The 21610-nt window shown below is 61.1% G+C and carries 20 protein-coding genes; 2 read left to right on the forward strand and 18 right to left on the reverse strand.

Annotation, left to right across the window (positions count from 1 at the left end):
- Window positions 1-144: 144 nt before the first annotated feature.
- The 15 genes from CP958_RS06235 to CP958_RS06305 form a co-directional block, all read right to left on the reverse strand.
- A complete protein-coding gene (locus tag CP958_RS06235) occupies window positions 145-981 on the reverse strand; it encodes an alpha/beta hydrolase (protein ID WP_096701121.1) in 837 nt (278 codons plus the stop codon).
- Window positions 982-1008: 27 nt separating this feature from the next.
- Window positions 1009-1305 carry a non-heme iron oxygenase ferredoxin subunit gene (locus CP958_RS06240; protein ID WP_170958858.1) on the reverse strand — a complete coding sequence of 99 codons (297 nt, stop codon included), beginning with the start codon at window positions 1303-1305 and terminating at the stop codon, window positions 1009-1011.
- A 42-nt stretch (window positions 1306-1347) separates the two neighbouring features.
- Window positions 1348-2124, reverse strand: a complete 777-nt coding sequence (locus CP958_RS06245; RefSeq protein ID WP_170958859.1) for an SDR family oxidoreductase — start codon at window positions 2122-2124, stop codon at window positions 1348-1350.
- Window positions 2121-3044 (reverse strand): VOC family protein, encoded by a 924-nt coding sequence (locus CP958_RS06250; protein WP_096701123.1) that lies wholly within the window; start codon window positions 3042-3044, stop codon window positions 2121-2123. The genes CP958_RS06245 and CP958_RS06250 overlap by 4 nt, the downstream gene beginning before the upstream one ends.
- A 12-nt stretch (window positions 3045-3056) precedes the next feature.
- A complete protein-coding gene (locus CP958_RS06255) occupies window positions 3057-3545 on the reverse strand; it encodes an aromatic-ring-hydroxylating dioxygenase subunit beta (RefSeq protein ID WP_096701124.1) in 489 nt (162 codons plus the stop codon).
- Window positions 3546-3560: 15 nt separating this feature from the next.
- On the reverse strand, window positions 3561-4832 hold the full coding sequence (locus CP958_RS06260; RefSeq protein WP_096701125.1) for an aromatic ring-hydroxylating dioxygenase subunit alpha: 1272 nt from the start codon (window positions 4830-4832) through the stop codon (window positions 3561-3563).
- Between the two features lie 20 nt (window positions 4833-4852).
- The gene (locus CP958_RS06265) at window positions 4853-6076 is read right to left on the reverse strand and encodes an FAD-dependent oxidoreductase (protein ID WP_096701126.1); all 1224 of its coding nucleotides are present in this window, start codon (window positions 6074-6076) and stop codon (window positions 4853-4855) included.
- Window positions 6077-6284: 208 nt separating this feature from the next.
- The gene (dmpG, locus tag CP958_RS06270; RefSeq protein ID WP_096701127.1) at window positions 6285-7313 is read right to left on the reverse strand and encodes a 4-hydroxy-2-oxovalerate aldolase; all 1029 of its coding nucleotides are present in this window, start codon (window positions 7311-7313) and stop codon (window positions 6285-6287) included.
- Window positions 7310-8254, reverse strand: a complete 945-nt coding sequence (locus CP958_RS06275; protein ID WP_096701128.1) for an acetaldehyde dehydrogenase (acetylating) — start codon at window positions 8252-8254, stop codon at window positions 7310-7312. The genes dmpG and CP958_RS06275 overlap by 4 nt, the downstream gene beginning before the upstream one ends.
- A 7-nt stretch (window positions 8255-8261) precedes the next feature.
- The gene (gene mhpD, locus CP958_RS06280) at window positions 8262-9062 is read right to left on the reverse strand and encodes a 2-keto-4-pentenoate hydratase (protein WP_096701129.1); all 801 of its coding nucleotides are present in this window, start codon (window positions 9060-9062) and stop codon (window positions 8262-8264) included.
- A gap of 256 nt (window positions 9063-9318) precedes the next feature.
- Window positions 9319-10293 (reverse strand): nitronate monooxygenase family protein, encoded by a 975-nt coding sequence (locus tag CP958_RS06285; protein WP_096701244.1) that lies wholly within the window; start codon window positions 10291-10293, stop codon window positions 9319-9321.
- An 80-nt stretch (window positions 10294-10373) separates the two neighbouring features.
- Window positions 10374-11507, reverse strand: coding sequence for an acyl-CoA dehydrogenase family protein (locus tag CP958_RS06290; RefSeq protein WP_197706364.1), 1134 nt, complete (start codon window positions 11505-11507; stop codon window positions 10374-10376).
- A 70-nt stretch (window positions 11508-11577) separates the two neighbouring features.
- Entirely contained in the window at window positions 11578-13713 is a 2136-nt protein-coding gene (locus CP958_RS06295) for a 3-hydroxyacyl-CoA dehydrogenase NAD-binding domain-containing protein (protein ID WP_096701131.1), read from the reverse strand.
- 22 nt (window positions 13714-13735) lie between these two features.
- Window positions 13736-14944: an acetyl-CoA C-acetyltransferase gene (locus CP958_RS06300; protein ID WP_096701132.1), complete on the reverse strand. Its 1209-nt coding sequence runs from the start codon at window positions 14942-14944 to the stop codon at window positions 13736-13738.
- Window positions 14945-15099: 155 nt separating this feature from the next.
- Window positions 15100-16002 carry a LysR family transcriptional regulator gene (locus CP958_RS06305; protein ID WP_170958860.1) on the reverse strand — a complete coding sequence of 301 codons (903 nt, stop codon included), beginning with the start codon at window positions 16000-16002 and terminating at the stop codon, window positions 15100-15102.
- A 149-nt stretch (window positions 16003-16151) separates the two neighbouring features.
- Here CP958_RS06305 and CP958_RS06310 point away from each other — a divergent pair, with 149 nt between their 5' ends.
- On the forward strand, window positions 16152-16925 hold the full coding sequence (locus tag CP958_RS06310) for an enoyl-CoA hydratase-related protein (protein WP_096701134.1): 774 nt from the start codon (window positions 16152-16154) through the stop codon (window positions 16923-16925).
- A gap of 115 nt (window positions 16926-17040) precedes the next feature.
- Complete coding sequence (locus tag CP958_RS06315) at window positions 17041-18612, forward strand: long-chain fatty acid--CoA ligase (RefSeq protein WP_096701135.1); 1572 nt, start codon at window positions 17041-17043, stop codon at window positions 18610-18612.
- Between the two features lie 463 nt (window positions 18613-19075).
- Here the strand turns inward: CP958_RS06315 and CP958_RS06320 are convergent, their stop codons facing one another.
- From CP958_RS06320 to CP958_RS06330, 3 genes are read right to left on the reverse strand one after another with little or no spacing between them, the layout of a single operon-like run.
- On the reverse strand, window positions 19076-19537 hold the full coding sequence (locus tag CP958_RS06320) for a ferritin family protein (RefSeq protein ID WP_096701136.1): 462 nt from the start codon (window positions 19535-19537) through the stop codon (window positions 19076-19078).
- Window positions 19538-19597: 60 nt separating this feature from the next.
- On the reverse strand, window positions 19598-20731 hold the full coding sequence (locus CP958_RS06325; protein WP_096701137.1) for an acyl-CoA dehydrogenase family protein: 1134 nt from the start codon (window positions 20729-20731) through the stop codon (window positions 19598-19600).
- A gap of 1 nt (window position 20732) precedes the next feature.
- Window positions 20733-21608, reverse strand: coding sequence for an acyl-CoA dehydratase activase (locus CP958_RS06330; protein ID WP_096701138.1), 876 nt, complete (start codon window positions 21606-21608; stop codon window positions 20733-20735).
- Window positions 21609-21610: the final 2 nt, after the last annotated feature.

Raw genomic sequence — 21610 nt, forward strand, 5'->3', positions numbered from 1 at the left:
GGGAAAACTCCCGGCGTCATGGAGGAATTTAGCCAAAACACCGTGTCACCGCCAGCGGTAAGAGCGCATCCGCCCCTGCCGCCGGGACATCAACCCGCCCCGTTGCCAGCCATCCGCGTCATATTCGCCAGGGTGGAACCGCCGTCAATCCAGATTGCCCTTGAGAAACCGCGTCACCAGTTCGCAGAAGGGACCACACTTCTCGACCTGCACCCAGTGGCCGCATTGTCCGAACAGGTGGAGCTCTGAACGGGGAATGAGCTGCACGAGGCGATGACTTGTGGTCGGCGGGACCACGACGTCATCGCGACCGTGAAGCAGCAGCACGCGTTTGTCGATCCTGGCGATTGCCTCCTCCGGCGTCGCCAGCCGAGACACGTGGCGCTGGCGCGGGCCGGGAAACAGCAACCGATAACTCTCCTGATAGCCCGGCCGGATACTGGCCTTGTAGCGCGACTGGATCAATTCGGGCGACAGGAGCGACTTGTCGTAGGCGAAGAGATTCATGAGGTGGGCCATGCTCTCTTCCGATGGCTCGTAACCCCATACGGCGTCCAGGGCTGACGTCAAAGTAAACTCCACCCCGGCCGATCCCATCAGGACAAAACGGTCGACTCGGTCCGGATATTGCGCCGCGAAGGCCAGTGTGAGCGCGCCCCCGAAAGAATTACCGACGAACGAGGCGCGCTGGATGCCCAGCGCGTCAAGGAATCCGCTCAGATGCGCCAGCCAGAATTCCATGCTGTAATCCGCATCCTGGGGACGTTCAGTATAGCCGAATCCGGCCATATCCAGGGCGATCACCCGGAAGTGAGAAGCCAGTTTCGGGATGACCAGCCGCCAATTGGCATAGGCAGTCACGCCCGGCCCTGAACCATGCACCAGGATCAGCGGCGATCCCTCACCGGCCTCGAGGTAGTTGGTGCCGATGCCGTTGGCGACGACATTGCTGCCGATTTCTGGATCATTGGAAGGGATCATGAGCTCAATCCTTTTGACTGCCGCATCCTACGCGTCGATTTCGATCATTATCCAGCCGTCTTCCTGGGTGACGGGGTAAATGCGGAGGGCCACCGTGCAGGGCATCGCCTTCGGCATACCGGTGCTCACGTCGAAGCTGCCGAAATGCCATGGACATTCGACGACACAGCCGTCCAGTATCCCTTCCTCGGAAAGCGAGGCCTTGCCATGTGTGCACTGGTCCTCGGTGGCGTAGTAGCCTTCCCCGGTGTTGTACACCGCGACGCGGCGGCCATCCGGGAGGTCGGCGCCAACGATGCTGCCCACTTCGACGTCGGCAGCCATGATAAGACGATGCATCATAGTCCTAGCTCCATTCGCGGTCCCTCAAAGCATGGTGCTGCCGCCGTTGACGCTGATCACCTGCCCAGTGACGAATGACGCCTCGGACGAGGCGAGAAAAGCGATCATGGCGGATACCTCGTCCATTTCTGCCGGCCGCCCCATGGGAACGATGCTGACGAACTGATCGACTAGATTCGGGTCTTTCGCCAGAATCTCCGATAGTTGGGGTGTGTTGACGGCGCATGGCGCCACCGTGTTGACGGTGATGCCGTCCTTAGCGAATTCGCGGGCGAGACCGCTGGTGAGGCCGTGCATGCCACCCTTGGCGGCGTTGTAGGCGGCATGATCCCAAAGGCCGCTGCGCACCGAATCGGCCCCGACATTGACGATGCGGCCATAGCCCTTCGCCTTCATTACCGGGAGAATGGCGTGACAGCACCACAGGGTCGTCCACAGATTCCGGTCCACGGTCTGGCGAAGCGTCTCCGAGGTATGGGACAGGAACGGCAGGATCACGCCGCCACCCGCATTGTTCACCAGGATATCGATGGTGCCAAAGGCCGCGATCGCGGCATCCCGCAGGGCGATGGCCTCCTCCTGCCGCGACAGGTCACCCGCATGGCCGACCACCTCGGCCCCCTGCTTTTGCAACGCCGAGACGGACTGCTCCAGCCCACGGCCATCCATATCGCCGATAACCACCCGAGCGCCGGCGGCGGCCAGGTGCTGGGCAATGTTCAGGCCGATGCCGCGCGCCGTTCCGGTGACGACGGCCACTCGGCCGGTGAGCGCCAGGGGTTTGGCTCGGGCGGCGGTCATCGACCGCCCCCCTTCACGGCCGGAGGCTCGATAGCCCCGACCTTGGCGAAGGTTGCCGCGGGAACGCTGCCCCACAGGTCCAGGGCCTCGGGCCGAGGCTCCAGCATGCGCGGCTGGCGCGGTTCGTGTTCCGGAAACTCCTCCATACCATAGCTGTACTCCACGGTCATGCCGTCGGGGTCCAGGAAGTAGATGAAGATACTACCCGAGGGCTGATGCCGGCCGGGACCGAACACGATCTCCACCGCATCACGTTTGAAGCGATTCATCGCACAGCCGATATCGTCGATGTCGCCGACCATGAAGTTGACATGGTGCAGTCTGTTGCCGTCCGGCGATTTTCCGATGGCGAAAGAATGATGCAGCGGATTGGGATGACATCGCATGAACGAGAAACGGCCAGCGACGTAGTCCGACACGTCGAAGCCCAGATTTTGCGTGACGAAGGCGACGGTCTCGTCAAACGTCTCCACCCCAAGCACCACATGGCCAAGCCGCGCGATTTTGGTATGTGTGTGGCGGTACGGCAGGGCCATCTGCAACATCTTGGTGTAATATTCGAAGGTCAAACCAGAGTTGGGTTCCTGGAATCGGAATCCGTCGCCCTGGCGCAATTGCGCCAGTTCGGCCGGAACGATATCGATTCCGACAAGCCCCAGCCGCTCAATATGATGTCTGGCCTTCTCCAGTTCCTCCGGCCCTTCCAGTTCGAAGGCCACCCGTTTCAGCCCCGGCTCGGCGGCCGGGTACAAAATCAGGTTGTGATGATCCGGTCCACACCGCAGAAAGACCCTTCCGGTCTCGTCGCGTTCGGACAACTCAAGACCGACCTCGCGGATGTAGAAATCGCATGAACGATCAACATCGCTGACATTGAGGGCGACATAACCGAGCTTTCGGTAACGGAATTGTGCCGTCATGGCCGCGTCTCCTTAAAGGATGATGCTGATGCGGCCCTGAGGCCGCAACGCTTCTTGGTCCAGGACACAGCACTTCTCCCGGATGCGCAGCTCGCCATTCTGGCGCACGACGTGATAGCGCACGCTGCCGATGAAAGAATCCGTCACGCCCATCTTGGAGCGATAGGTAACGAACGCAGCCCAAACCGTGCAGGAGTTTTCTTTTTGCTCCTCGACCCGCACGTTGCTAATCAGGTGGCGGGTCTTCGAACGGGGATACTCGGCGTAGGCGGTCTTCTTCATCAGACGCGCCACTCGCTCTTTTAGGCGGAACGAATCGTCGGCGATGTAGAACAAGGATGTACCCGGCGAGGCATCATGTGAAAGATCCGTCGCGGGAACAAAATACTCCGCATCATCGGTATAGAGTTGTAGCCACTCATTCAGCTTCCAGTCGTCCAAATATGCGGCCTCAACGTAAAGGAAGTCTTCGATTTCTGAGCGTCCAAAGTGCTTAGTCACGGTCGTTCCTCCCGGTCAAGTGGCGTTGGTTTGACTGATGCGGGCATGCCATTGGCTCCAGAAGGCACGCATCTGGCATTCGTCATCCATGGCTGGCTGTGTCTTTCCCATCCCCTTGGAAATGTCGTTCCAATGGGCTTCCTTAGCGTTCTCGAATCCGCGCTGGCACTGCTCCAGCGCCTCCACGTCATCCGGCGTGGCGAAGCCGCCCGGTCCAAGGAATTCGAGAAAGTTGTAGAGACGATATTTCCGCGCCCACTCGCTTTCCTCGCTGGGAGCCACCGCCCAGGCGTTCACATGCATGTTGGAGGGGGAGAGGGGGTAGAAGGTACGGATCGTGATCGCCATGATATCGTTGATGATCAGATTGGGAAAAATCAGCAGGTTGCGGTTATTGATAGCGATCCGCTTAGCTCGATCCTCACCGAAGCGTTTGACCAGCTTGCCCCAGATGTTGTCCAATTCGTCCTTGCCCTCCTCGCCCCAAGCAGGAATCCACTGGGCGATCGGACGGCCCCACGGCGCCGTATACTCGATCACGGCGTGGCCGTTGCCGAGATCGCGACCGACGCCGAGTAGTGGCGCGTCGGCCAGACTGCCAGCAGTTCCCTTGAGGTAGTCCAGGTAGCTGGCATGGGTGGTGCTGGCGTGGTAGCCGTCGATGCTGTTCTCGCTCAACAGCTTCCAGTTGGCGCGGATGCTGTATTCCTGGGTGCCCCCCAAGACCACCATCCCCACTTCCGACTGATCGGCCACCAGATCAATGTACTCCTTGGCGTTGCCGAGATAGGTCGCCAGGTCGATCGCCTCAGGGTCGAAGCAAATGAAGTGGAACCCGCGATATTCCTCGTGACGGGGGGCCGGCAGAAGGTTGGCCTGGCCGTCCTGGTTGAACCCGCTGTCATAGGATTCCTCGCCCGGCTGGCTCTTCAGCTTGCCATCACAGCCGAAAACCCAGCCATGGTAGAAACACTGGAATGACTTGGCGTTGCCCTTGCGGTCGCGGCAAACCGTAGAGCCCCGATGGGGGCAGGTATTCAGCAGGGCCCTGATCTCGCCCCGGGTGTCACGATTGAAGATGAGATTGCGCCCGGCGACCGTGCGAGTGACGAAATCGCCGTTCTTGGGAATTTCTGAGGCATGGCCGAGATAGAGCCAGCACGTGTCGAAAATCTGCGAGCGTTCAGCGGCGAAGACAGCGTCATCGACGAAGGCGGTTCGCGGCACCTTGAAGATGTTCCGCTTTGGATCGACATGCAGATCGATGGCGGACCTGTGAATACCCATGATTTTGCCCTTTCCTCTGTTTATCGGGTCGCCAAGAGCGTCTTGAGATCGCAGGACGTGTCTTCCAGCGCTGCCGGGGAAAGCGGTCGGCCGGCGAGAATGAGCCGCCGTATCATCGCCATCTCGCGGTTGGCGTTGACGGTACTTCCGCCGACCAGACGATCCCCCTCAAGATGGAAGAAGACGCGTCCGGCTCCACCGCTTGCAATGCGCGTGGCGTAGCTGCTCGCCTGCGTTTTCCCCATAGATTGGACCTTGAGGTCGTATTGGTCGGTCCAGTACCAGGGCGGATCGCGATATTCGGCAGCACTATCGCCGTGCAACATCGTCCGCGCCACGGCAATGGCCTGGTTTTGGGCGTTGGCCCAGGTTTCAATCCGTTCGGACACGCCGGTGATCGGATTGCGTTGTTCGGCAACATCACCCGCAGCAAAGAAGCCGGGCTTACTGCAACGACCGCGACCATCGACCACGATTCCCGCGCCGACGGCAAGACCAAGGCTGCGGGCCAAGCTCAGGTCGGGTACGGCCCCAGCCCCCACCACGATCATGTCGGCGGCTACGTTGGAACCATCGTCGAGTTCGAGTGTTCCATGGGACGGCAGGCGCGTCACTTGGCGACCAAGCCGGATATCGACTCCCTCGGCACGATGACGGGCGAGCAGAAAGTCGGCCAACGGCGGAGATGCGGAGCGCCCCATCAGGCGATCGCCAAGTTCGATCACGACCACGTCGGCCCCCAACTCTCGAGCGGTGGCGGCCAATTCCAGGCCGATCACCCCGCCACCGATCAGAGCCAGACGCGCCCCCGGCAGCAATGCTGCGCGGATGGCGTCGGCGTCGGCAAGACTGCGCAGATAGTGGACCGGTGTCCGAGCGACCTCGAACAATGGCAGACGCCGGGGGGAAGCACCGGTCGCCAGCATCAGCCGGCTGAACCGCAGCCAGCTCCCATCGGACAAGCCGACCTTAGCTGCGGTCGTGTCCACTCCGATCACTCGGCAACCGGTCCGGAGATCGATGCGCTGCTCAGCGAAAAAACTGGCCGGCTTGAGGCGGATGGCCTCGCGGTCACCCTGGAGGAGATAAGCCTTGGAGAGAGGCGGGCGATCATAGGGCAGTTCGGATTCGGCACTGATCAACACCAGGGCACCGTCATATCCCTCGCTTCGCAGGGATTCGGCGGCGCTGACTCCGGCCATGCCTGCGCCGATGATGACGATGGGATCGTCCAGGCCAACCATCACTACACCGCGCCGTCTGACGCGGCCGCACCGACTCCGGTCGGCCCGGCCACATTTGGGTTTCTCGCCGCCACCAATGGGGCCGTCTTCATGCTGATCATCACATCCTCCCAACTATATTTATTTTCATGCAGTCGGCTTTTAAAACCGTTCGGCCTGTATGTAAGTGTCGCCGATTTTGATCACCGCGTCGGCCCTTGTCTCTCCTTCAGACACGGAGGGACGACGTTCCCGCCTTTATCAGATCGAGCGCCACATCAACGATCATATCCTCCTGTCCGCCGACCATACGGCGGCGCCCCAACTCCACCAGCACCGCCCGCGTATCGATGCCGTAAGTCTCGGCCGCAGCTTCAGCGTGACGCAAAAAGCTGGAATAGACCCCGGCATAGCCTAGCGTCAGCGTCTCGCGGTCCACTTGCACAGGCCGATCCTGCAGCGGACGCACCAGATCGTCCGCCGCGTCCATGAGGGCGAAAAGGTCGCAGCCGTGCGTCCAGCCTGCCCGGTTGGCCACGGCGATGAAGACCTCCAGCGGACAATTGCCCGCGCCGGCTCCCATGCCCGCCAGCGAAGCGTCCACCCGCGTACAGCCGTGCTCCACGGCCACAATGGAATTGGCCACTCCCAGCGCCAGATTATGGTGGGCGTGGATGCCGAGTTGGGTTTCGGGCCGCAGGACCTGACAATAGGCGTCGAATCGCTCCGCCACCCCATTCATCAGCAATGCCCCTCCCGAGTCAGTGACATAGACGCAATGCGCGCCGTAGCTCTCCATCAGCTTGGCCTGCTGCGCCAGTTCAGCCGGCGGCAACATGTGCGACATCATCAGGAAACCGGACACGTCCATATCAAGGCGGCGGGCTTCCTCGATGTGCTGCTTGGCCACATCCGCTTCGGTGCAGTGGGTCGCCACCCGGACGCTTCGAGCCCCGGCGCTGTTGGCGGTACGGAGGTCGTGGACGGTGCCGATCCCCGGCAACAGCAAGGTCGCGACCTTGGCCCGCGATACCGCGCCTGCGACCGCCTCGATCCATTCAAGATCAGTGTGAGCGCCAAAGCCGTAGTTGAAGCCCCCTCCGGCGAGACCGTCGCCATGGGCGATCTCGATGCTGTCCACGCCGGCCTTATCGAGAGCGACGGCGATCTCCACCGCCTTGGCCACGCCATACTGGTGGCGGATGGCGTGCATCCCGTCACGCAAGGAGACATCCTGGATATACAATTCGGGGATCATGCCGCACTCCCTTTACGCGCCGACAGGCACTGCTCGGCCAGCCGCTCGGCGGCGGCCAGGGCAGCCGATGTCATGATGTCAAGATTTCCGGCATAAGCCGGCAGATAATGCGCGGCTCCCTCCACCTCGAGAAAGATCGAGGTCTTGATTCCGGTATATTCGCCCAGGCCTGGGATCTTCAGTGGCCGGTTGGAGCCGATCCGTTCGAATTGCACCTCCTGCTTCAGGCGATAGCCGGGGACATAGCCCTGCACCCCCTCGACCATCGCGATGACGGACTCCCGGATGCGTTCCTGGTCGGCGCCTTCGCTGAGGGTGAATACGGTGTCCCGCATCAGCAACGGCGGTTCGGCCGGGTTCAGGATGATGATCGCCTTGCCGCACTTGGCGCCTCCGACCCGTTCGATGGCTCGGGCGGTGGTCTCGGTGAACTCATCGATATTGGCGCGGGTTCCCGGCCCGGCGGACTTCGAGGCTATGGAGGCCACGATCTCGGCATAGTGGACGGTGGCCACGCGACTGACTGCGGCGACCATGGGGATCGTGGCCTGACCGCCGCAGGTCACCATGTTGATGTTCGGCTGATCCAGATGAGCGTCCAGATTAATGATGGGAATGACATAAGGCCCGATGGCGGCGGGCGTCAGGTCGATCACCCGCTTGCCGTGCTGGCGCAGGATGTGATCATGCACCGCGTGGCTGGCAGCCGAAGTGGCATCGAAGACGATGTCGATCTCCCGGAAGACAGGAAGGGCGAGCAGTCCGCCTATTCCCTCATGGGTGGTATCCACGCCCATTCGTGCCGCGCGCGCCAGGCCGTCCGAATTGGTGTCGAGCCCGACCATGGCGGCCATTTCCAGGCTCTTCCCGTGACGCATGATCTTGATCATGAGGTCGGTGCCGATATTGCCCGAACCGATGATTGCTACCTTGACCATCATGTCCGCCTCATCGCTCGAAGCCTACGAAAACCGAGCCGAGGCCTTCAATGGAAGCCTCAACCATGTCTCCCGGTTCCATGGAAACCATCGGCCCTAGGGCGCCGCTCATGATGATGTCGCCCGCCAGCAGCGGCCGGCCGATTTCCACCATCTTGCCCGCCAGCCAGACGGCGGCATTCAGCGGATGGCCCAGGCAGGCCCGCCCGCCGCCGCTGGAAATGGTCTGATCAGCCCGGTACATGGTCATGGCGCAAGCCGTGAGATCGATATCGTCGAGGCGACGCGCCCTGCCGCCCAGCACAAACATTCCCGAGGAGGCGTTGTCGGCAATGGTGTCGACGATGTCGATTTGCCAGTTGGCGATGCGCGAGCCGACGATTTCGATGGCGGGCAGGACGTAGCCAACAGCCCTCAGGATCTCGGCGAAAGTCGGGCACTCCTGGGTTAGATCACGATCAAGCACCAGGGCGATTTCCGCTTCGGCCTTCGGCTGCAACACCGCTCCGGCCGGCACGGCATCACCATCACCCAGGCACATATCCGCATAGAGCATGCCGAAATCGGGCTGATCGACACCCAGTTGCTTCTGCACGGCCTTGGAGGTCAGGCCGATCTTGCGGCCGACCGGCCGGCGGCCCTCGGCTAGCCACAGGGTGGTGTTGATTTCCTGAACAGCATAGGCGGCGGAAAGATCCTTCGCCGGCAGCAACTCACGGACAGGAGGGCATGAGACGCCGGTCCGATATGCCTCGCGAATAGCCCGTGCCGCAGCATCGATACCATCTCTCGCCTCGCTTGAACCCGCCATTACGCCCTCCCAGACTTTTAGAGATATTCCATACTTAAAACAAACATACCACGCTGTTTGTTTTTTTAACAATAGCTTTTTTGTCGATCCGAATCGTGATCCTGGGATTGGCGCGAACGGCGGTATGGCGATGAATCCGGGGGAGTCGGGATGGTATGGAATAGCCCGCGACTCCACGGACAAGACTGTCGGGGAGCGCGACGCACGATGCCATCACGTTGGTTCGGGCGGACGGAGCGCGGGTCCGCGTCGGAGGTTATTCCCGAAAGGCAGAGGCGGCGGAGGCCAATCTCTCCCGACACTCGGTCACCATTCTGTCGAGCAGTTCGGCGCAGGTGGGGATATCGTTGATCAGGCCGATGACCATGCCGGCGGATATGATGCCGTCTTCGATCTTTCCGCTTCGCAGGGCGTCGCGCCCCCGCTGCCCCGCCACCAAGTGATGAATGTCAGAGAATGAGCAGCCATCGGGGCTGCGTTCCATTTGCACGACGTTTTCGGCAACGGTGTTTTTGAAGACCCGCGCCGAGTTTCTCAGACTGCGGAAGATGAGGGTCGTATCCATTTCCTTGGCGTTCATCAGAGCCCGTTTGATGTCGTCATGGATCGGGGCCTCCTTGGTGCAACAGAAACGGGTGCCCATGTTGACGCCCTCGGCGCCCAGGGCCAAGGCGGCGGCCATGCCGCGTCCATCGCCGATGCCGCCCGAGGCGATGAGCGGCACCTTGACCCGCCTGGCGGCGGCCGGAATCAGCACCAGTCCGGGGATATCCTCCTCGCCGGGATGGCCGGCGCATTCGAAGCCGTCGATGCTTATGGCGTCGACACCCTGGCTTTCGGCGGAGAGCGCGTGGCGGACCGCGACGCATTTGTGCACGATGATGACGCCACGGGCCTTGAGCTTGGAGAAATGGTCCTTGGCGCCGCTGCCGGCAGTTTCGACGATGCGCACGTCAGCATCCAGCAGCGCATCCACGTATTCGCCGTAGGGGCGCGGTTCGGCGGTCGGGAACACGGTGAGATTAACCGCGAACGGCTTGTCGGTCATCCGGCGGCAGCGTTCGATTTCCCGATAAAGATCCTGTGGGGTCGGCTGGGTCAGGGCGGTGAGAATCCCGAGGCCGCCGGCATTGGATACGGCGGACGCCAATTCGGCGAGACCGACCCACTGCATGCCGCCCTGAATGATGGGATAGCGAATTCCCAGGAGATCGGTAACGCGAGTCTTCATGGTCTGGGGCAAAACAGGCACTCCTTCATGGATTGCGCCGAAAAGGGCAGATCATGTCTGGACCTTGCCTCGGAGCCTCCTCATAAATTACGGGAGATCAGCTCCTTCATGATCTCATTCGTCCCGCCGTAGATCCGCTGCGCCCGGGCATCCACGTAAGCCCTGGCGATCGGGTACTCGGCCATGAAACCATAGCCGCCGTGCAACTGCACGCCGGCATCGACAACCCGCCCCTGCATTTCACTGCACCAATACTTGGCCATTGACGCCGCCTGCGCATCGAGCTCTCCGCGCAGCAGCAGGGTGAGGCAACGATCAACGAAGGTCCGCCCGAGAGCGATTTCCGTTTTCAGCTCGGCGAGGACAAAGCGGGTATTCTGGAAGTCAGCCACCGCCTGACCGAAGGCTTGGCGGCCTCGGACGTATTCGAGGGTCCAGCCATACGCCGCCTCGGCGGCCGCCACGGCGGAGATGGCCAGTTGCAGGCGCTCCCAGGGGAGTTCCTGCATCATGTACGAGAATCCCTTGCCTTCCCCGCCCAGGAGCTGGCCCGCGGGGACGCGAACCTCGTCGAAGAACAGCTCGCCGGTATCCTGGGATTTCAGGCCGATTTTTTTCAGCGGTGGGCCTTTGGTGACTCCGGGTAGGTTGGTGTCGATGACCAACAGGCTGAGTCCCTTGGCGCCGGCCGACGGGTCCGTCTTGACCGCGACGACGGCGAAATCGCACACCGTCGCATTGGAGATGAAGATCTTGCTGCCGGAAACGACATAGTGATCGCCATCGCGCACGACCTTGGTCTTCAACGCCTTGACGTCGGAACCGGCATTGGGTTCGGTCATGCCCAGGGCGCCGACCCATTCGCCGGTCACCATGCGAGGAAGGTAGGCTTTCTTAAGGGCCTCGCTGCCGAAATGCAGGATATAGTTGGCGACAATCTCGGAATGCATGGTCAGCGACAGCCCGAAATTGCTGTACTCCGCCGCTTCCTCGAGGATAACCGCCGAATACAGGAGACCGGCATCGGGGCCGTCATACGCCTCGGGGACGCTTGGACACAGCAGCCCGGCCTCTCCGGCGAGCGTGAAGATGTCATGCCCGAAGCCGCCGTTGTGTTCCCACGTCTCCATTCGGGGGCCGACTTCGTTCTTCAAAAAACGCCGAACCGACTCACGAAAGATGTCGTGTTCGGTGGAAAACAGTTCTCGCTTCATCGTCATCTCCCCGTCGCGATCCCAAACCGGGCCCCGTCCACAATGGCGACGGCCGGCGCCAGCACCCTTCCTACGAGTCTGAGGACAGTCGTTGGAAGGCGCCTTCCGGCGGATTGAAACGCTCGCCATAGGCAGCGTTCAATTCCTTGCAACGCGCCTTGAACGCGTCGATGCCGTAGGAACGGACAAACTGGAACACTCCGCCAGTATGGACGGGGAAACCGAAGGCCAGAATGGATCCGATATTGCCGTCCCGCAGTTCGTCGAGGACACCCTCGTCAAGGCAGCGCAGAGCCTCGACGACCATGCGGAACATCAATCGGTCGCGAATGTCCTGGAGCGGCATATCCCGGGTACCGCCGAACAGCTCGGCAAGACCGGGCCACAGGGCCTTGCCGCCATCGGGGGCATAGTCGTAGAAGCCGCGCCCGGCCGCCCGGCCTGGACGTCCGTTGTCGCACATGGTCTGGCACAATTCTCCACAGACGGCGTAGGTCGAGGCATAGGTGCCGCCCAATTCCTGGTCGAGCGCCGTGTTGGTCTTGTGGCTGCGCAGCAGCATGTCCATCATGACCTCGTCCTGGACGGCCAGCGGCCCGACGGGCATGCCGATCTCCTTTCCGAGATTCTCAATCAGGACGGGATTCACGCCATCCTTCAGCAACCGGTCACCCTCGTCGGGATACATGCTGAAGACGCGGGACGTAAAGAATCCGCGATGGTCATTGACGACGATGGGCGTTTTCTTGATCTGCTGGACATAGTCATAGGCCCGCGCCAGACAGGAATCGCTGGTTTCCTTGCCGCTGATGATCTCGACGATGTGCATCTTGTCCACGGGGGAGAAGAAATGCAGGCCGAGGAAGTTTCCCGGCCGCTTGGCTGCCGTGGCGAGAAGGGAGATCGGAAGCGTCGAGGTGTTAGTGGCAAAGATCGCGTCGGGTTTCAGCAGCGCCTCGACCTCCGAGATGATGGCCTTCTTCAGGGGGATGTCCTCGAACACCGCCTCAATGATCAGGTCGCAATCGGCGAGATCGGCCATGTCGACCGTCGGATGGATCAAGGCCAGGGTGGCGTCCACCTTCTCCTGGGTCATGCTTCCACGCGTGACCCGTTTGCCGAGAATGTCGGCCGCATACCCCTTACCCTTTTCGGCGACTTCCAGGCTTATGTCCTTCAGGACGACCTCGATACCGCACGTCGCGGACGCGAAGGCGATGCCGCGCCCCATCATGCCGGCGCCAAGCACGCCGACCTTGCGGACCTTGCCCTTATCCTTGACCTCCGGACGGCTGGCTCCGCTCGAAATCTCGTTCATCTGGAGGAACATGGTACGGATCAGGTTTTCCGTGACCGGAGACATCAGAAGTTCGCAGAAATTGCCGGTTTCGATCGCCATGGCGGCGTCGAATCCGGTCTGGACGCTTTCCGCCGCGGTGGAAAGAATCCGCTCGGCGGCGGGAAGCAATCCCCGGGTCTTCTTGAAGATCATGCTGGGAAACATGGACATTCCCGGCAGATTCTCCGCAGCGAACATATCGCCGCCGGGAATGGAGTATCCCTTCCGCTCCCACGGCTGAGTGGCGGTGGGATTGGCAAGAATCCACGTCTCGGCGGCAGCCATCATGGCATCGCGGTCGACGGCCAGGGCGTCAACCAGCCCTTGTCCCAGTGCCTCCTGAGGAGTCAACTGCTTACCTTCGGTCAGGAGCGGCAGCGCGTTCATCAGACCGAGCAGTCGCACGCTTCGCACGATGCCGCCGGAAGCAGGCAGGATGCCCAGGCCGACCTCGGGAAAACCGAATCGGGCCTTGGGGTTATCAACGGCGATACGGTAATGACAGGCGAGAGCGAGTTCGAACCCGCCACCGAGCGCGGTACCGTTCAGCGCGGCGACCACGGGAATGCCGAGCCGTTCAAACCGGCGCAACTGGCTCTTGAGGCCATCGACGAAGGCGCAGCCCGCTTCCGGGCCGGCGGCCCGCAGGTCCAGGATTTTCTGGACATCGCCCCCGGCGATGAAGGTGTCCTTGCCGGAGGTGATGATGACGCCCTTGAGCGTCTCCCGGCCCGCCTCCAGCTTCGCCAGGACTTCATCGATCATGCTGACGTAGTCATCATTCATCACGTTGAGCGGACGATCGTGCATATCGATCGTCACGACGGCGATGTTCTTCTGATTTACGTCGAATTTTGCGTCGCGCATCACTTCTAACTCCACTGATTGGTCAGACGCGCTCGATGAGCGTCGCGATACCCATGCCACCGCCGACGCACAGCGTGCAGATGCCGCGGCGGAGCTGTCGGCGCTCCAGTTCGTCGATCATGGTCGCCACCAGCATGCCGCCGGTGGCAGCGATGGGGTGTCCCAGCGCGATGGCGCCGCCATTCACGTTGATCTTCTCCTCGGGAACGCCGAGATCGTCCATGAAGCGCAGCACGACGGAGGCGAAGGCCTCGTTGACCTCGAACAGGTCGATGTCATCTATCCCAAGCCCCGCCTTGGCCAGAAGCTTGCGTGTGGCCGGCGCCGGCCCGGTCAGCATGATCGTGGGTTCGGTGCTGAGGACGGCGGTGGCGACGATTCGGCCGCGCGGCGTCAGGGACAATTCGCTGCCGACCGCCTCGTTGCCGATCAGGACCGCGCTGGCCCCGTCAACCACGCCCGACGAATTCCCGGCCGTATGCACATGATCGATACTCAAAACATGGGGGTACTTGGAGATGGCGACGCTATCCATTCCCATCTCGCCCATCTTGGCGAATGAGGGCTTGACCGCTGCCAGCCCTTGCATGGTGGTGTCTGGCTTCACGAACTCGTCGCGATCGAGCAGAACCCGCCCGAATTTATCTTTGACGGCGACCATGCTGCGATTGAAACGTCCGGCGGCAATGGCCGTCGCAGCCTTCTGTTGGGAGCTTAGGGCAAAGGCGTCCACCTGCTCTCGGCTGTAACCGCCAAGAGTTGCGATCAGGTCGGCCGCCACACCCTGGGAGACGAATCCAGTCTTCGACATCAGTTCGGAGTCCGAGATATAGGCGCCGCCGCCCGCCCCCATGGGAACCCGTGACATGGACTCCACGCCGCCCGCGACGATCAGGCTCTCCATGCCGCTCATAATCTTGGCAGCGGCGGTGTTGACCGCCTCGAGGCCGGAAGCGCAGAAGCGATCAAGTTGGAACCCTGAGACGCTGTCCGCCCAACCAGCGAGCAAAGCCGCTGACTTGCCGATGGCGGCTCCTTGTTCGCCTGCTGCGGATGCGCAGCCGGCCACCACGTCCTCGACCCGCGCAGTATCGAGTTTGTTGCGAACTTCGAGCGCCGACAGCAGATCGGCGAGAAGGCGGACCGGCTTCACCGGGTGGAGGGCGCCGTCCTGCTTGCCCTTGCCGCGTGGGGTACGGACGGCGTCGTAGATATACGCTGCGAAGGCCATTCAAATCCTCCCTGTCATCGGCGCGAAGCCCTTAGCACGGCAAACGCGCGGCCAAGCGACTGCAATAGCGCTAACATGGAAGATTTGGCCGCCGCCAAGTGCTTATTCGGATGAGCCATTCCAAATAGGAATAGCGATTAACGGACAAAGGCCGTTCAGGCGGGAGGGGGAAGGATGGCGCGTACGATACGGCCAAAAGCCACGGCGGCGGGCTTGGGAATCCAGCGCGCCCGGAAGGCGCAGCAGAAAGTGATTGGCGGGAAGAGATTCGGCTGGGAGAGCAGGTCAAAGCGTTCTGCAAAGCGTTTGGTCATCCCATAGCTCTCCGCGACCACCCCGATCAATCCGAATTCCAGGACCAGCCGCTTGACTACCGGAAAATAGTCGATCAGGTGGACCTTCCGGGTCCAGTCCTGGCCGACGTCCTCATAGATCGCGCTGATGGCCCCCAGATAGGGCTGCATGGGCAGGGGAACGATGATTTCGTACTTCGCCAGATCGGCAAAGCTTATCGGAGTGCCGGAAGCCAGTGGATGGCCCTTCCTGACGAACAGTTTCGGCAATACCGACGCAATGGGGGCGCAAGAAAACTCCCGCCATTCCTGAAGGGTATCCAACGGTCCAACCGCTAGGTCGAGGCGGCCCTGCCGCAACATCTCGACGATGCGCTCGGACGAGCCGCCGACGATTTCCAGGCGGACATCACTATGCTGCCGCAACAGTTTCACACACGGCTCGGTCAGCATCCATTCCAGAGAGGCGGGGCAGATTCCGATGCGCAGTGGACCGGCATAGCGATTACCCCCACCCCGCGCCCCGGCGAACAATTCGTCCAGATCGCTCAGGATATGCGCGGCGTTGTTGACGAAATTACGGCCGTCCTCAGTCATCTGGGCGCCCCGCGAAGTCCGGGCGAACAGAGGGTAGCCAAGTTGACGCTCAACCTCGGCGACACTCTTTGTGATCGCGGACTGGGTCAGCCCCAGCGCGTCGCCCGCCTTCGAGAATGATCCGAGGCGGGCAACCGCGACCACATGCCTCAGCCGGGTGTCAGACATACCCATGATATTCCTGGCCGGCATATGTGCTGTCAATAATGAATTAGACGTAGCACGGGGCGCTGCCGCAATCCTGATAGACCTGAAAGCGTGCAGACCATCCGAGACACGCCTGGGACCATGGGATCGGCAGACGGGGAAGACGTGACATGGCCTATCGTAATTTATCGCTTGTGATCGAGGGAGGAATCGCGTGTCTGACCATTGATCGCGATGCTGTGCTCAATGCCTTGGACGCGGATACGGTCGATGAGTTACGGGATGCCTGCGCGGCCGTGGAAAAGGATGAGACGGCCCGGGTTTTAGTCTTGACCGGTGCCGGGCGCGCCTTTTCTTCCGGTGCCGATCTGGGGGGCGGCACCGGAGAGTTGTCGATGGATATCCTGCGCAAGCATGCGAATCCGCTGATCGAGCAGCTTTACGCCTTGCGGGTCCCCATCGTCGTAGCGGTCAATGGCGCCGCAGTCGGTGCCGGATGTTCGCTCGCTCTCGCCGGCGATATCGTGGTCGCGGCGCGGTCCGCCTATTTCCTGCTGGCCTTCGCCAAGGTAGGGCTGGTTCCCGACACGGGGGCGACCTGGCTCCTTCCCCGTCTTCTCGGCCGATCCCGCGCCACTGCTGCGATGATGCTGGGTGAACGGATCACAGCGGAAACTGCCGCAGCCTGGGGGATGGTTCATTCGGTGGTCGACGACAACATGCTTGCCGATACTGTCGCAGCGATCTCGGCCAAACTAGCGGAGGGCCCGACACTGGCCTATGGCCTGATCCGCCACGGAATTAGGGAATGCCTCGAAGCGCCACTTTCCAGGGCGCTGGAGATAGAGACCCGTCATCAGGAAATAGCCAGTGCATCCCGCGATTTTGCTGAAGGTGTCATTGCCTTTCGTGAAAAACGGAAGCCGGTCTTTATTGGACGGTAAGGTTGGCGAGGCCAGTCCAGATGGCGATGGCCAAGCATTCGTTTATCCATGACGGAACCAGGGAGATGTCTTCGCACGAAGGCCTCCGGGGCGATCTGGTTGAGGGGGGCTGATCATGCAATTGACTAGAAGCATTCATCGGTTTGCGGCGATCGGCGGCAAACGCATTGCTACCATCTGTGATGGGCGGGCGAATACATGGAGCGAGTTCGCCGACCGCGTCGCTCGCGTCGCCAGGGGATTGCGCGACCTGGGGGTCGGAACCGGCGACCGGGTCGCTTTGCTCAGCTTGAATTCGGACTACTATCTCGAATACTTCTTCGGCGCCATGTGGGCTGGCGGCTGTATCGTTCCGCTCAATACCCGCTGGTCGGTGCAGGAGAATCGCTACGCCATCGACGATGCCGGTGCCGTCGTGCTCGTGGTGGACGACCACTTCCTCGGCGCCGGGCAGCAACTCCGGGGCCAGTGCGGCTTGGTGCGGCACCTCATTCATGCCGGTGCCGGTTCCACTCCCCAGGAGGCGGTGAGCCACCGGTGCCTAGTCGAGGATTCGAAGCCCTGCGTGGATGCGCGGCGGGGCGGCGAGGATTTGGCGGGGATCTTCTATACCGGCGGCACCACCGGCCTTCCCAAGGGGGTGATGGTGCCTCACCGGGGCCTCATCAGCAGTTCCCTCTCGCTCCTGCCCTCCACGCGGCTGAACGAGGACAGCGTGCTTCTGCACATCGCTCCCATGTTCCATATGGCAGACACCTCTTTCGGTGTCGCGACCACTTTGGCCGGGGGAAGTCATGTGATGCTCTCCGGCTTCCAGCCGGTGGAGGTTTTCCAGACCATCGAGCGTCATCGTGTCACCACCCTGCCGCTGGTGCCGACCATCCTCAAAATTCTGATCGAGCATCCCGAATGGGATAAGTTCGATCTGAGTTCGCTGAGTTGCATCGGCTACGGCGGCGCTCCCATCACCGAGACATTGCTGAGGGATTCCATGGCGCGCCTCGGTCAATGCAGGTTTGTCCAGTGCTATGGGCAGACCGAGTTGTCTCCCATCGCTACTCTGCTTGAGCCGCAGTACCACACGCTTGAAGGACCGGACAGCGGCCATCTGCAGACCGCCGGCAGGGCGACAACGATGAGCGAGGTGATGGTGATAGCTCCCAATGGCAATCCTGCCGCTCCAGGAGAGGTCGGTGAGATCACGGTCGCGGGGCCGATGGCTATGCTCGGCTACTGGAACAAGCCGGAAGAGACCAGGAATGCTCTCGTTGATGGCTGGGTTCGGACCGGCGATGCCGGCTTTCTGGATACTGACGGCTTCCTGCATGTGGTGGATCGCCTGAAGGACATGATTATTTCGGGCGGCGAGAACATCTATTCCGTCGAGGTTGAAAACGCTTTGGCAAAGCACCCCAGCGTATCGAGCTGTGTCGTCATCGGTCTGCCGGACCCGGTCTGGGGCGAGGCGGTACTAGCGGTGGTGGTCCTGCGCGATGGGATGACGGCGACCGAGTCTGAACTGATCGAGCACTGCCGCGACCTCATCGGCCATTACAAGTGCCCCCGCTCGGTCAAGTTCCGGGACGGCATGTTCCCGTTGTCAGGTGCTGGCAAGATTCTTAAGCGGCTGGTCCGGGATGAATACCTCCTGACCGACATAGCTGTTGAAAGGACAGCACGTGGATGAGCTACGAGGGGGAAAGACTCTATGGGTAGGCAGATCCCCTTCATCGAGACCTCGAGGCGAAGTCCCGGAGCATTTCTGCTCCGGCTGAAGGACGCGGAGGCGATGGTCATACACGATCCCCGCCAAGCTTTTAATATCCAGGGTGTATTACCAGACTCCACCAGACGGCAGAATCAAGAAGGTGGTGCATAATAGTCATGATATACTGAACAACCACCGACATCCGCAATGATACTCCCTGCAATTATATGGCAAACATCAGATTCAGAGCACATGCCCGTAAACCTACATAAAATCGTATTCATAGATATATAAATTGCTTTTTTATTATTAGAATCGCCAGACGTATCCATGGCAGACATCAATCTTGCGAAGCACTCCTCCGGCATTTACAACCTCCTTTGGCTCATAGCGGAAAGCATTGGTGATGCTATCCACTTAAAACCCAACGCTACCTATCTATCTAAGGAGAAGAGTTGTTGGCGATCCAGCGATCCAAGGCGGCAACATGTTCCTCCTCCTCATCGGCGCACCGGCTGGCGAATCGCCGTACATCCTCGTTTTGAGCATGCTCTGCAGCCGTCCGATAGAACTCCATGCCACGCACTTCGTTGGCGCGGGCATAGGTCAGGGCATGAAGCGGCGTCATCAGGTAATCGGTTCCGTCTTGAGCATAGTCGCCGACTTCCGGAGGCAACCGCCAGCGGAACTCCCATGACTTCAGCTTTGCAATCTCCAGATTCTTGGTACGGTTGGATATCTCGTGCGCGTGCAGCTTGGAAAAGCGCGCCATCTCACGGAAGACCTTTGCCGTGTCGCGGTTGGCGTGGGCCTCCATCATTTCGGCCAGCTCGGTGTAGCGTTCCTCAGCCTCCCGTTCGAGAGCAACGGCATGGGCGAGGAATTCCGGCAGGGAATAATTCATGAAACGACTCCTTGACTAGCGTAAAACATAGCCACCGTGGCCAATTCGGCGACGACAGCGCTATTTCCGCATTTCCCGCAGAATGATGTTGCGTTGGATTTCGCTGGTTCCTTCGTAGATCTGCAGAATCTTGGCGTCCCGGAACAATTTCTCGACCGGAAACTCGGTGGAGTAGCCCATTCCACCGTGAATCTGGACGGCTTCAGTGGCGGCCCACATGGCTGCGTCGCAGGCGAATGCCTTGGCGCAAGACGCCTCCAGGGTATTGGACTGACCCATGTCGGCCAGCCAGGCAGATTGGAGAGTCAGGAGACGCGACGCCTCCAGCTTGATCCGCATGTCCGCCAGTCGGTGCCCGATCACCTGATGGTCGATGATGGCGCATCCCATGGTGCGCCGCTCACGGGCATACCCCATGGATTCGTCCAGGCAGCGCCGTATCAACCCAACTGCGAAGGCTCCCACCATGGGGCGCGACTTGTCGAACGACTTCATGGCCAGACGAAAACCGTCATTTTCATTACCGAGAATGTTGGCGGCCGGTACCACGACATCGCTGAAATGAATCTCGCAGGTGGGGGATGCCTTCTGTCCCATCTTGGACAGTGGCTGGCTGACCTCGACTCCGGGCGTGTCGCGCTCGATCAGGAAGGCTGTCATCCCCTTGTGGCCGGCGTCGGGATCGGTCTTGGCGAAAGCCAGGATGAAGCTGGCCAGCGAGGCGTTGGTGATCCATACTTTTCCGCCGTTGATGACGTAGTCGCCCCCGACCCGGCGGGCGCGGGTGGTGATCCCGGCCACGTCGGAGCCAGCAGCGGGTTCGGTCAGCCCCCAGCAGGCGAAGCCGCCATCGGCCATGCGCCCGAGATAAGTCCGTTTTTGCCGCTCGGTGCCGGCGAGCACCAATGCTTCCGTGACCAGAGGATTGAGCCCGAGAGAAGTCGCCACTCCGACGCAACCGTGGGCGAAGGCCTCGCTGATCAGCACCAGTTCGGTCGTCCCCAGCCCATGCCCGCCGTATTCCTGCGGGATGGTCACGCCGATCAGCCCAAGCTCATGGGCCTTGCGATGAACCTCCATGGGAAAGGTCGCCTCGCGATCCATCCTGGCGGCGATGGGAGCGATCTCGTCGCGGGAAAATGCCTCGGCGAGATCGCATACCATCCTTTGCTCTTGGCTAAGAGCGAACTGCATCTTAAGCAGTCCCGCAGGCCGAACAGCTTTTCTGCGAGTTCCGCAGAGCAACTGCCTGCATGGACAGAGCCTCAGCGGAACGCCCTACGGTGGTCTTCAGTCGCAGATGGCCAAGGATGGCACACCCCAGTGCAGCGGTGTATTGCGGCATGTCGCCGTCGGCAACATTGACCTCCATCTTGAGTTCCTCGGAGATGGCTTGGGCGATACGCCCCCAACGCAGGATCCCCCCGACCAGGGTCAACTCTTCCTCAATCTTGACTCGCTTGAGAAGCTGACCAGCACGCCCCGTGAGCGACATACCCGCACCGAACATGATATTTTCCGGCGACACGCTGTTGCTGAGGTGATTGATGACTTCGGACTCGGCGAACACGGTGCAAACCCCGGAAATGGAGGCCGGTTCGGTGGCGCTTTCCAGCAGACCGTCGATATCTTCGGTGTCGAAGCCCATGTAGCGGACGGTCTTTTCCAGGAACATCCCCGTCCCCGACGCGCACTTGTCGTTGAGGCGGAACGTCCGGACCTTTCTGGCCTCGTCGAGGCGGCTGGCCTTCATGGTCTGGCCGCCGATGTCGAGCACGGTTCGGGTGCGGGGAAAAAGGAAAGAGGCGCCGCGGGCGTTGGCGGTCAGGTCGGTGACCTGGATATCCCGGTCATCGAATTGATGCCGGCCGTAGCCGGTGGTGATGACATAGGCGACCTCCTCCCGTGCCAGGCCGGCAAGGTTTAGGGTCTCCGCCATCACAGCCTGAGCCGCCTCCTGCAGTCGCGAACCGGTCTGCTTGACGGTACGGGCGACGATCGTGTCGGAATCGTCCAGAATAATGCCCTTGGTATAAGTGGACCCGATGTCCAGTCCCATCGTGTAGCGCATGG

This window comes from Magnetospirillum sp. 15-1 (assembly GCF_900184795.1).
In the GTDB taxonomy this organism is placed as follows: domain Bacteria; phylum Pseudomonadota; class Alphaproteobacteria; order Rhodospirillales; family Magnetospirillaceae; genus Phaeospirillum.

What these genes read in the sequence shown, in the direction of transcription:
- CP958_RS06250 (WP_096701123.1), bottom strand. Translation starts at nt 3,044, where the DNA reads ATGACGGCACAATTCCGTTACCGAAAGCTCGGTTATGTCGCCCTCAAT.
- CP958_RS06290 (WP_197706364.1), bottom strand. Translation starts at nt 11,507, where the DNA reads ATGAAGCGAGAACTGTTTTCCACCGAACACGACATCTTTCGTGAGTCG.
- CP958_RS06235 (WP_096701121.1), bottom strand. Translation starts at nt 981, where the DNA reads ATGATCCCTTCCAATGATCCAGAAATCGGCAGCAATGTCGTCGCCAAC.
- CP958_RS06325 (WP_096701137.1), bottom strand. Translation starts at nt 20,731, where the DNA reads ATGCAGTTCGCTCTTAGCCAAGAGCAAAGGATGGTATGCGATCTCGCC.
- CP958_RS06260 (WP_096701125.1), bottom strand. Translation starts at nt 4,832, where the DNA reads ATGGGTATTCACAGGTCCGCCATCGATCTGCATGTCGATCCAAAGCGG.
- CP958_RS06265 (WP_096701126.1), bottom strand. Translation starts at nt 6,076, where the DNA reads ATGGTTGGCCTGGACGATCCCATCGTCATCATCGGCGCAGGCATGGCC.
- CP958_RS06330 (WP_096701138.1), bottom strand. Translation starts at nt 21,608, where the DNA reads ATGCGCTACACGATGGGACTGGACATCGGGTCCACTTATACCAAGGGC.
- CP958_RS06300 (WP_096701132.1), bottom strand. Translation starts at nt 14,944, where the DNA reads ATGGCCTTCGCAGCGTATATCTACGACGCCGTCCGTACCCCACGCGGC.
- CP958_RS06315 (WP_096701135.1), top strand. Translation starts at nt 17,041, where the DNA reads ATGCAATTGACTAGAAGCATTCATCGGTTTGCGGCGATCGGCGGCAAA.
- mhpD (WP_096701129.1), bottom strand. Translation starts at nt 9,062, where the DNA reads ATGGCGGGTTCAAGCGAGGCGAGAGATGGTATCGATGCTGCGGCACGG.
- dmpG (WP_096701127.1), bottom strand. Translation starts at nt 7,313, where the DNA reads ATGATCCCCGAATTGTATATCCAGGATGTCTCCTTGCGTGACGGGATG.
- CP958_RS06285 (WP_096701244.1), bottom strand. Translation starts at nt 10,293, where the DNA reads ATGAAGACTCGCGTTACCGATCTCCTGGGAATTCGCTATCCCATCATT.
- CP958_RS06310 (WP_096701134.1), top strand. Translation starts at nt 16,152, where the DNA reads ATGGCCTATCGTAATTTATCGCTTGTGATCGAGGGAGGAATCGCGTGT.
- CP958_RS06245 (WP_170958859.1), bottom strand. Translation starts at nt 2,124, where the DNA reads ATGACCGCCGCCCGAGCCAAACCCCTGGCGCTCACCGGCCGAGTGGCC.
- CP958_RS06305 (WP_170958860.1), bottom strand. Translation starts at nt 16,002, where the DNA reads ATGTCTGACACCCGGCTGAGGCATGTGGTCGCGGTTGCCCGCCTCGGA.
- CP958_RS06320 (WP_096701136.1), bottom strand. Translation starts at nt 19,537, where the DNA reads ATGAATTATTCCCTGCCGGAATTCCTCGCCCATGCCGTTGCTCTCGAA.
- CP958_RS06240 (WP_170958858.1), bottom strand. Translation starts at nt 1,305, where the DNA reads ATGGCTGCCGACGTCGAAGTGGGCAGCATCGTTGGCGCCGACCTCCCG.
- CP958_RS06275 (WP_096701128.1), bottom strand. Translation starts at nt 8,254, where the DNA reads ATGATGGTCAAGGTAGCAATCATCGGTTCGGGCAATATCGGCACCGAC.
- CP958_RS06295 (WP_096701131.1), bottom strand. Translation starts at nt 13,713, where the DNA reads ATGCGCGACGCAAAATTCGACGTAAATCAGAAGAACATCGCCGTCGTG.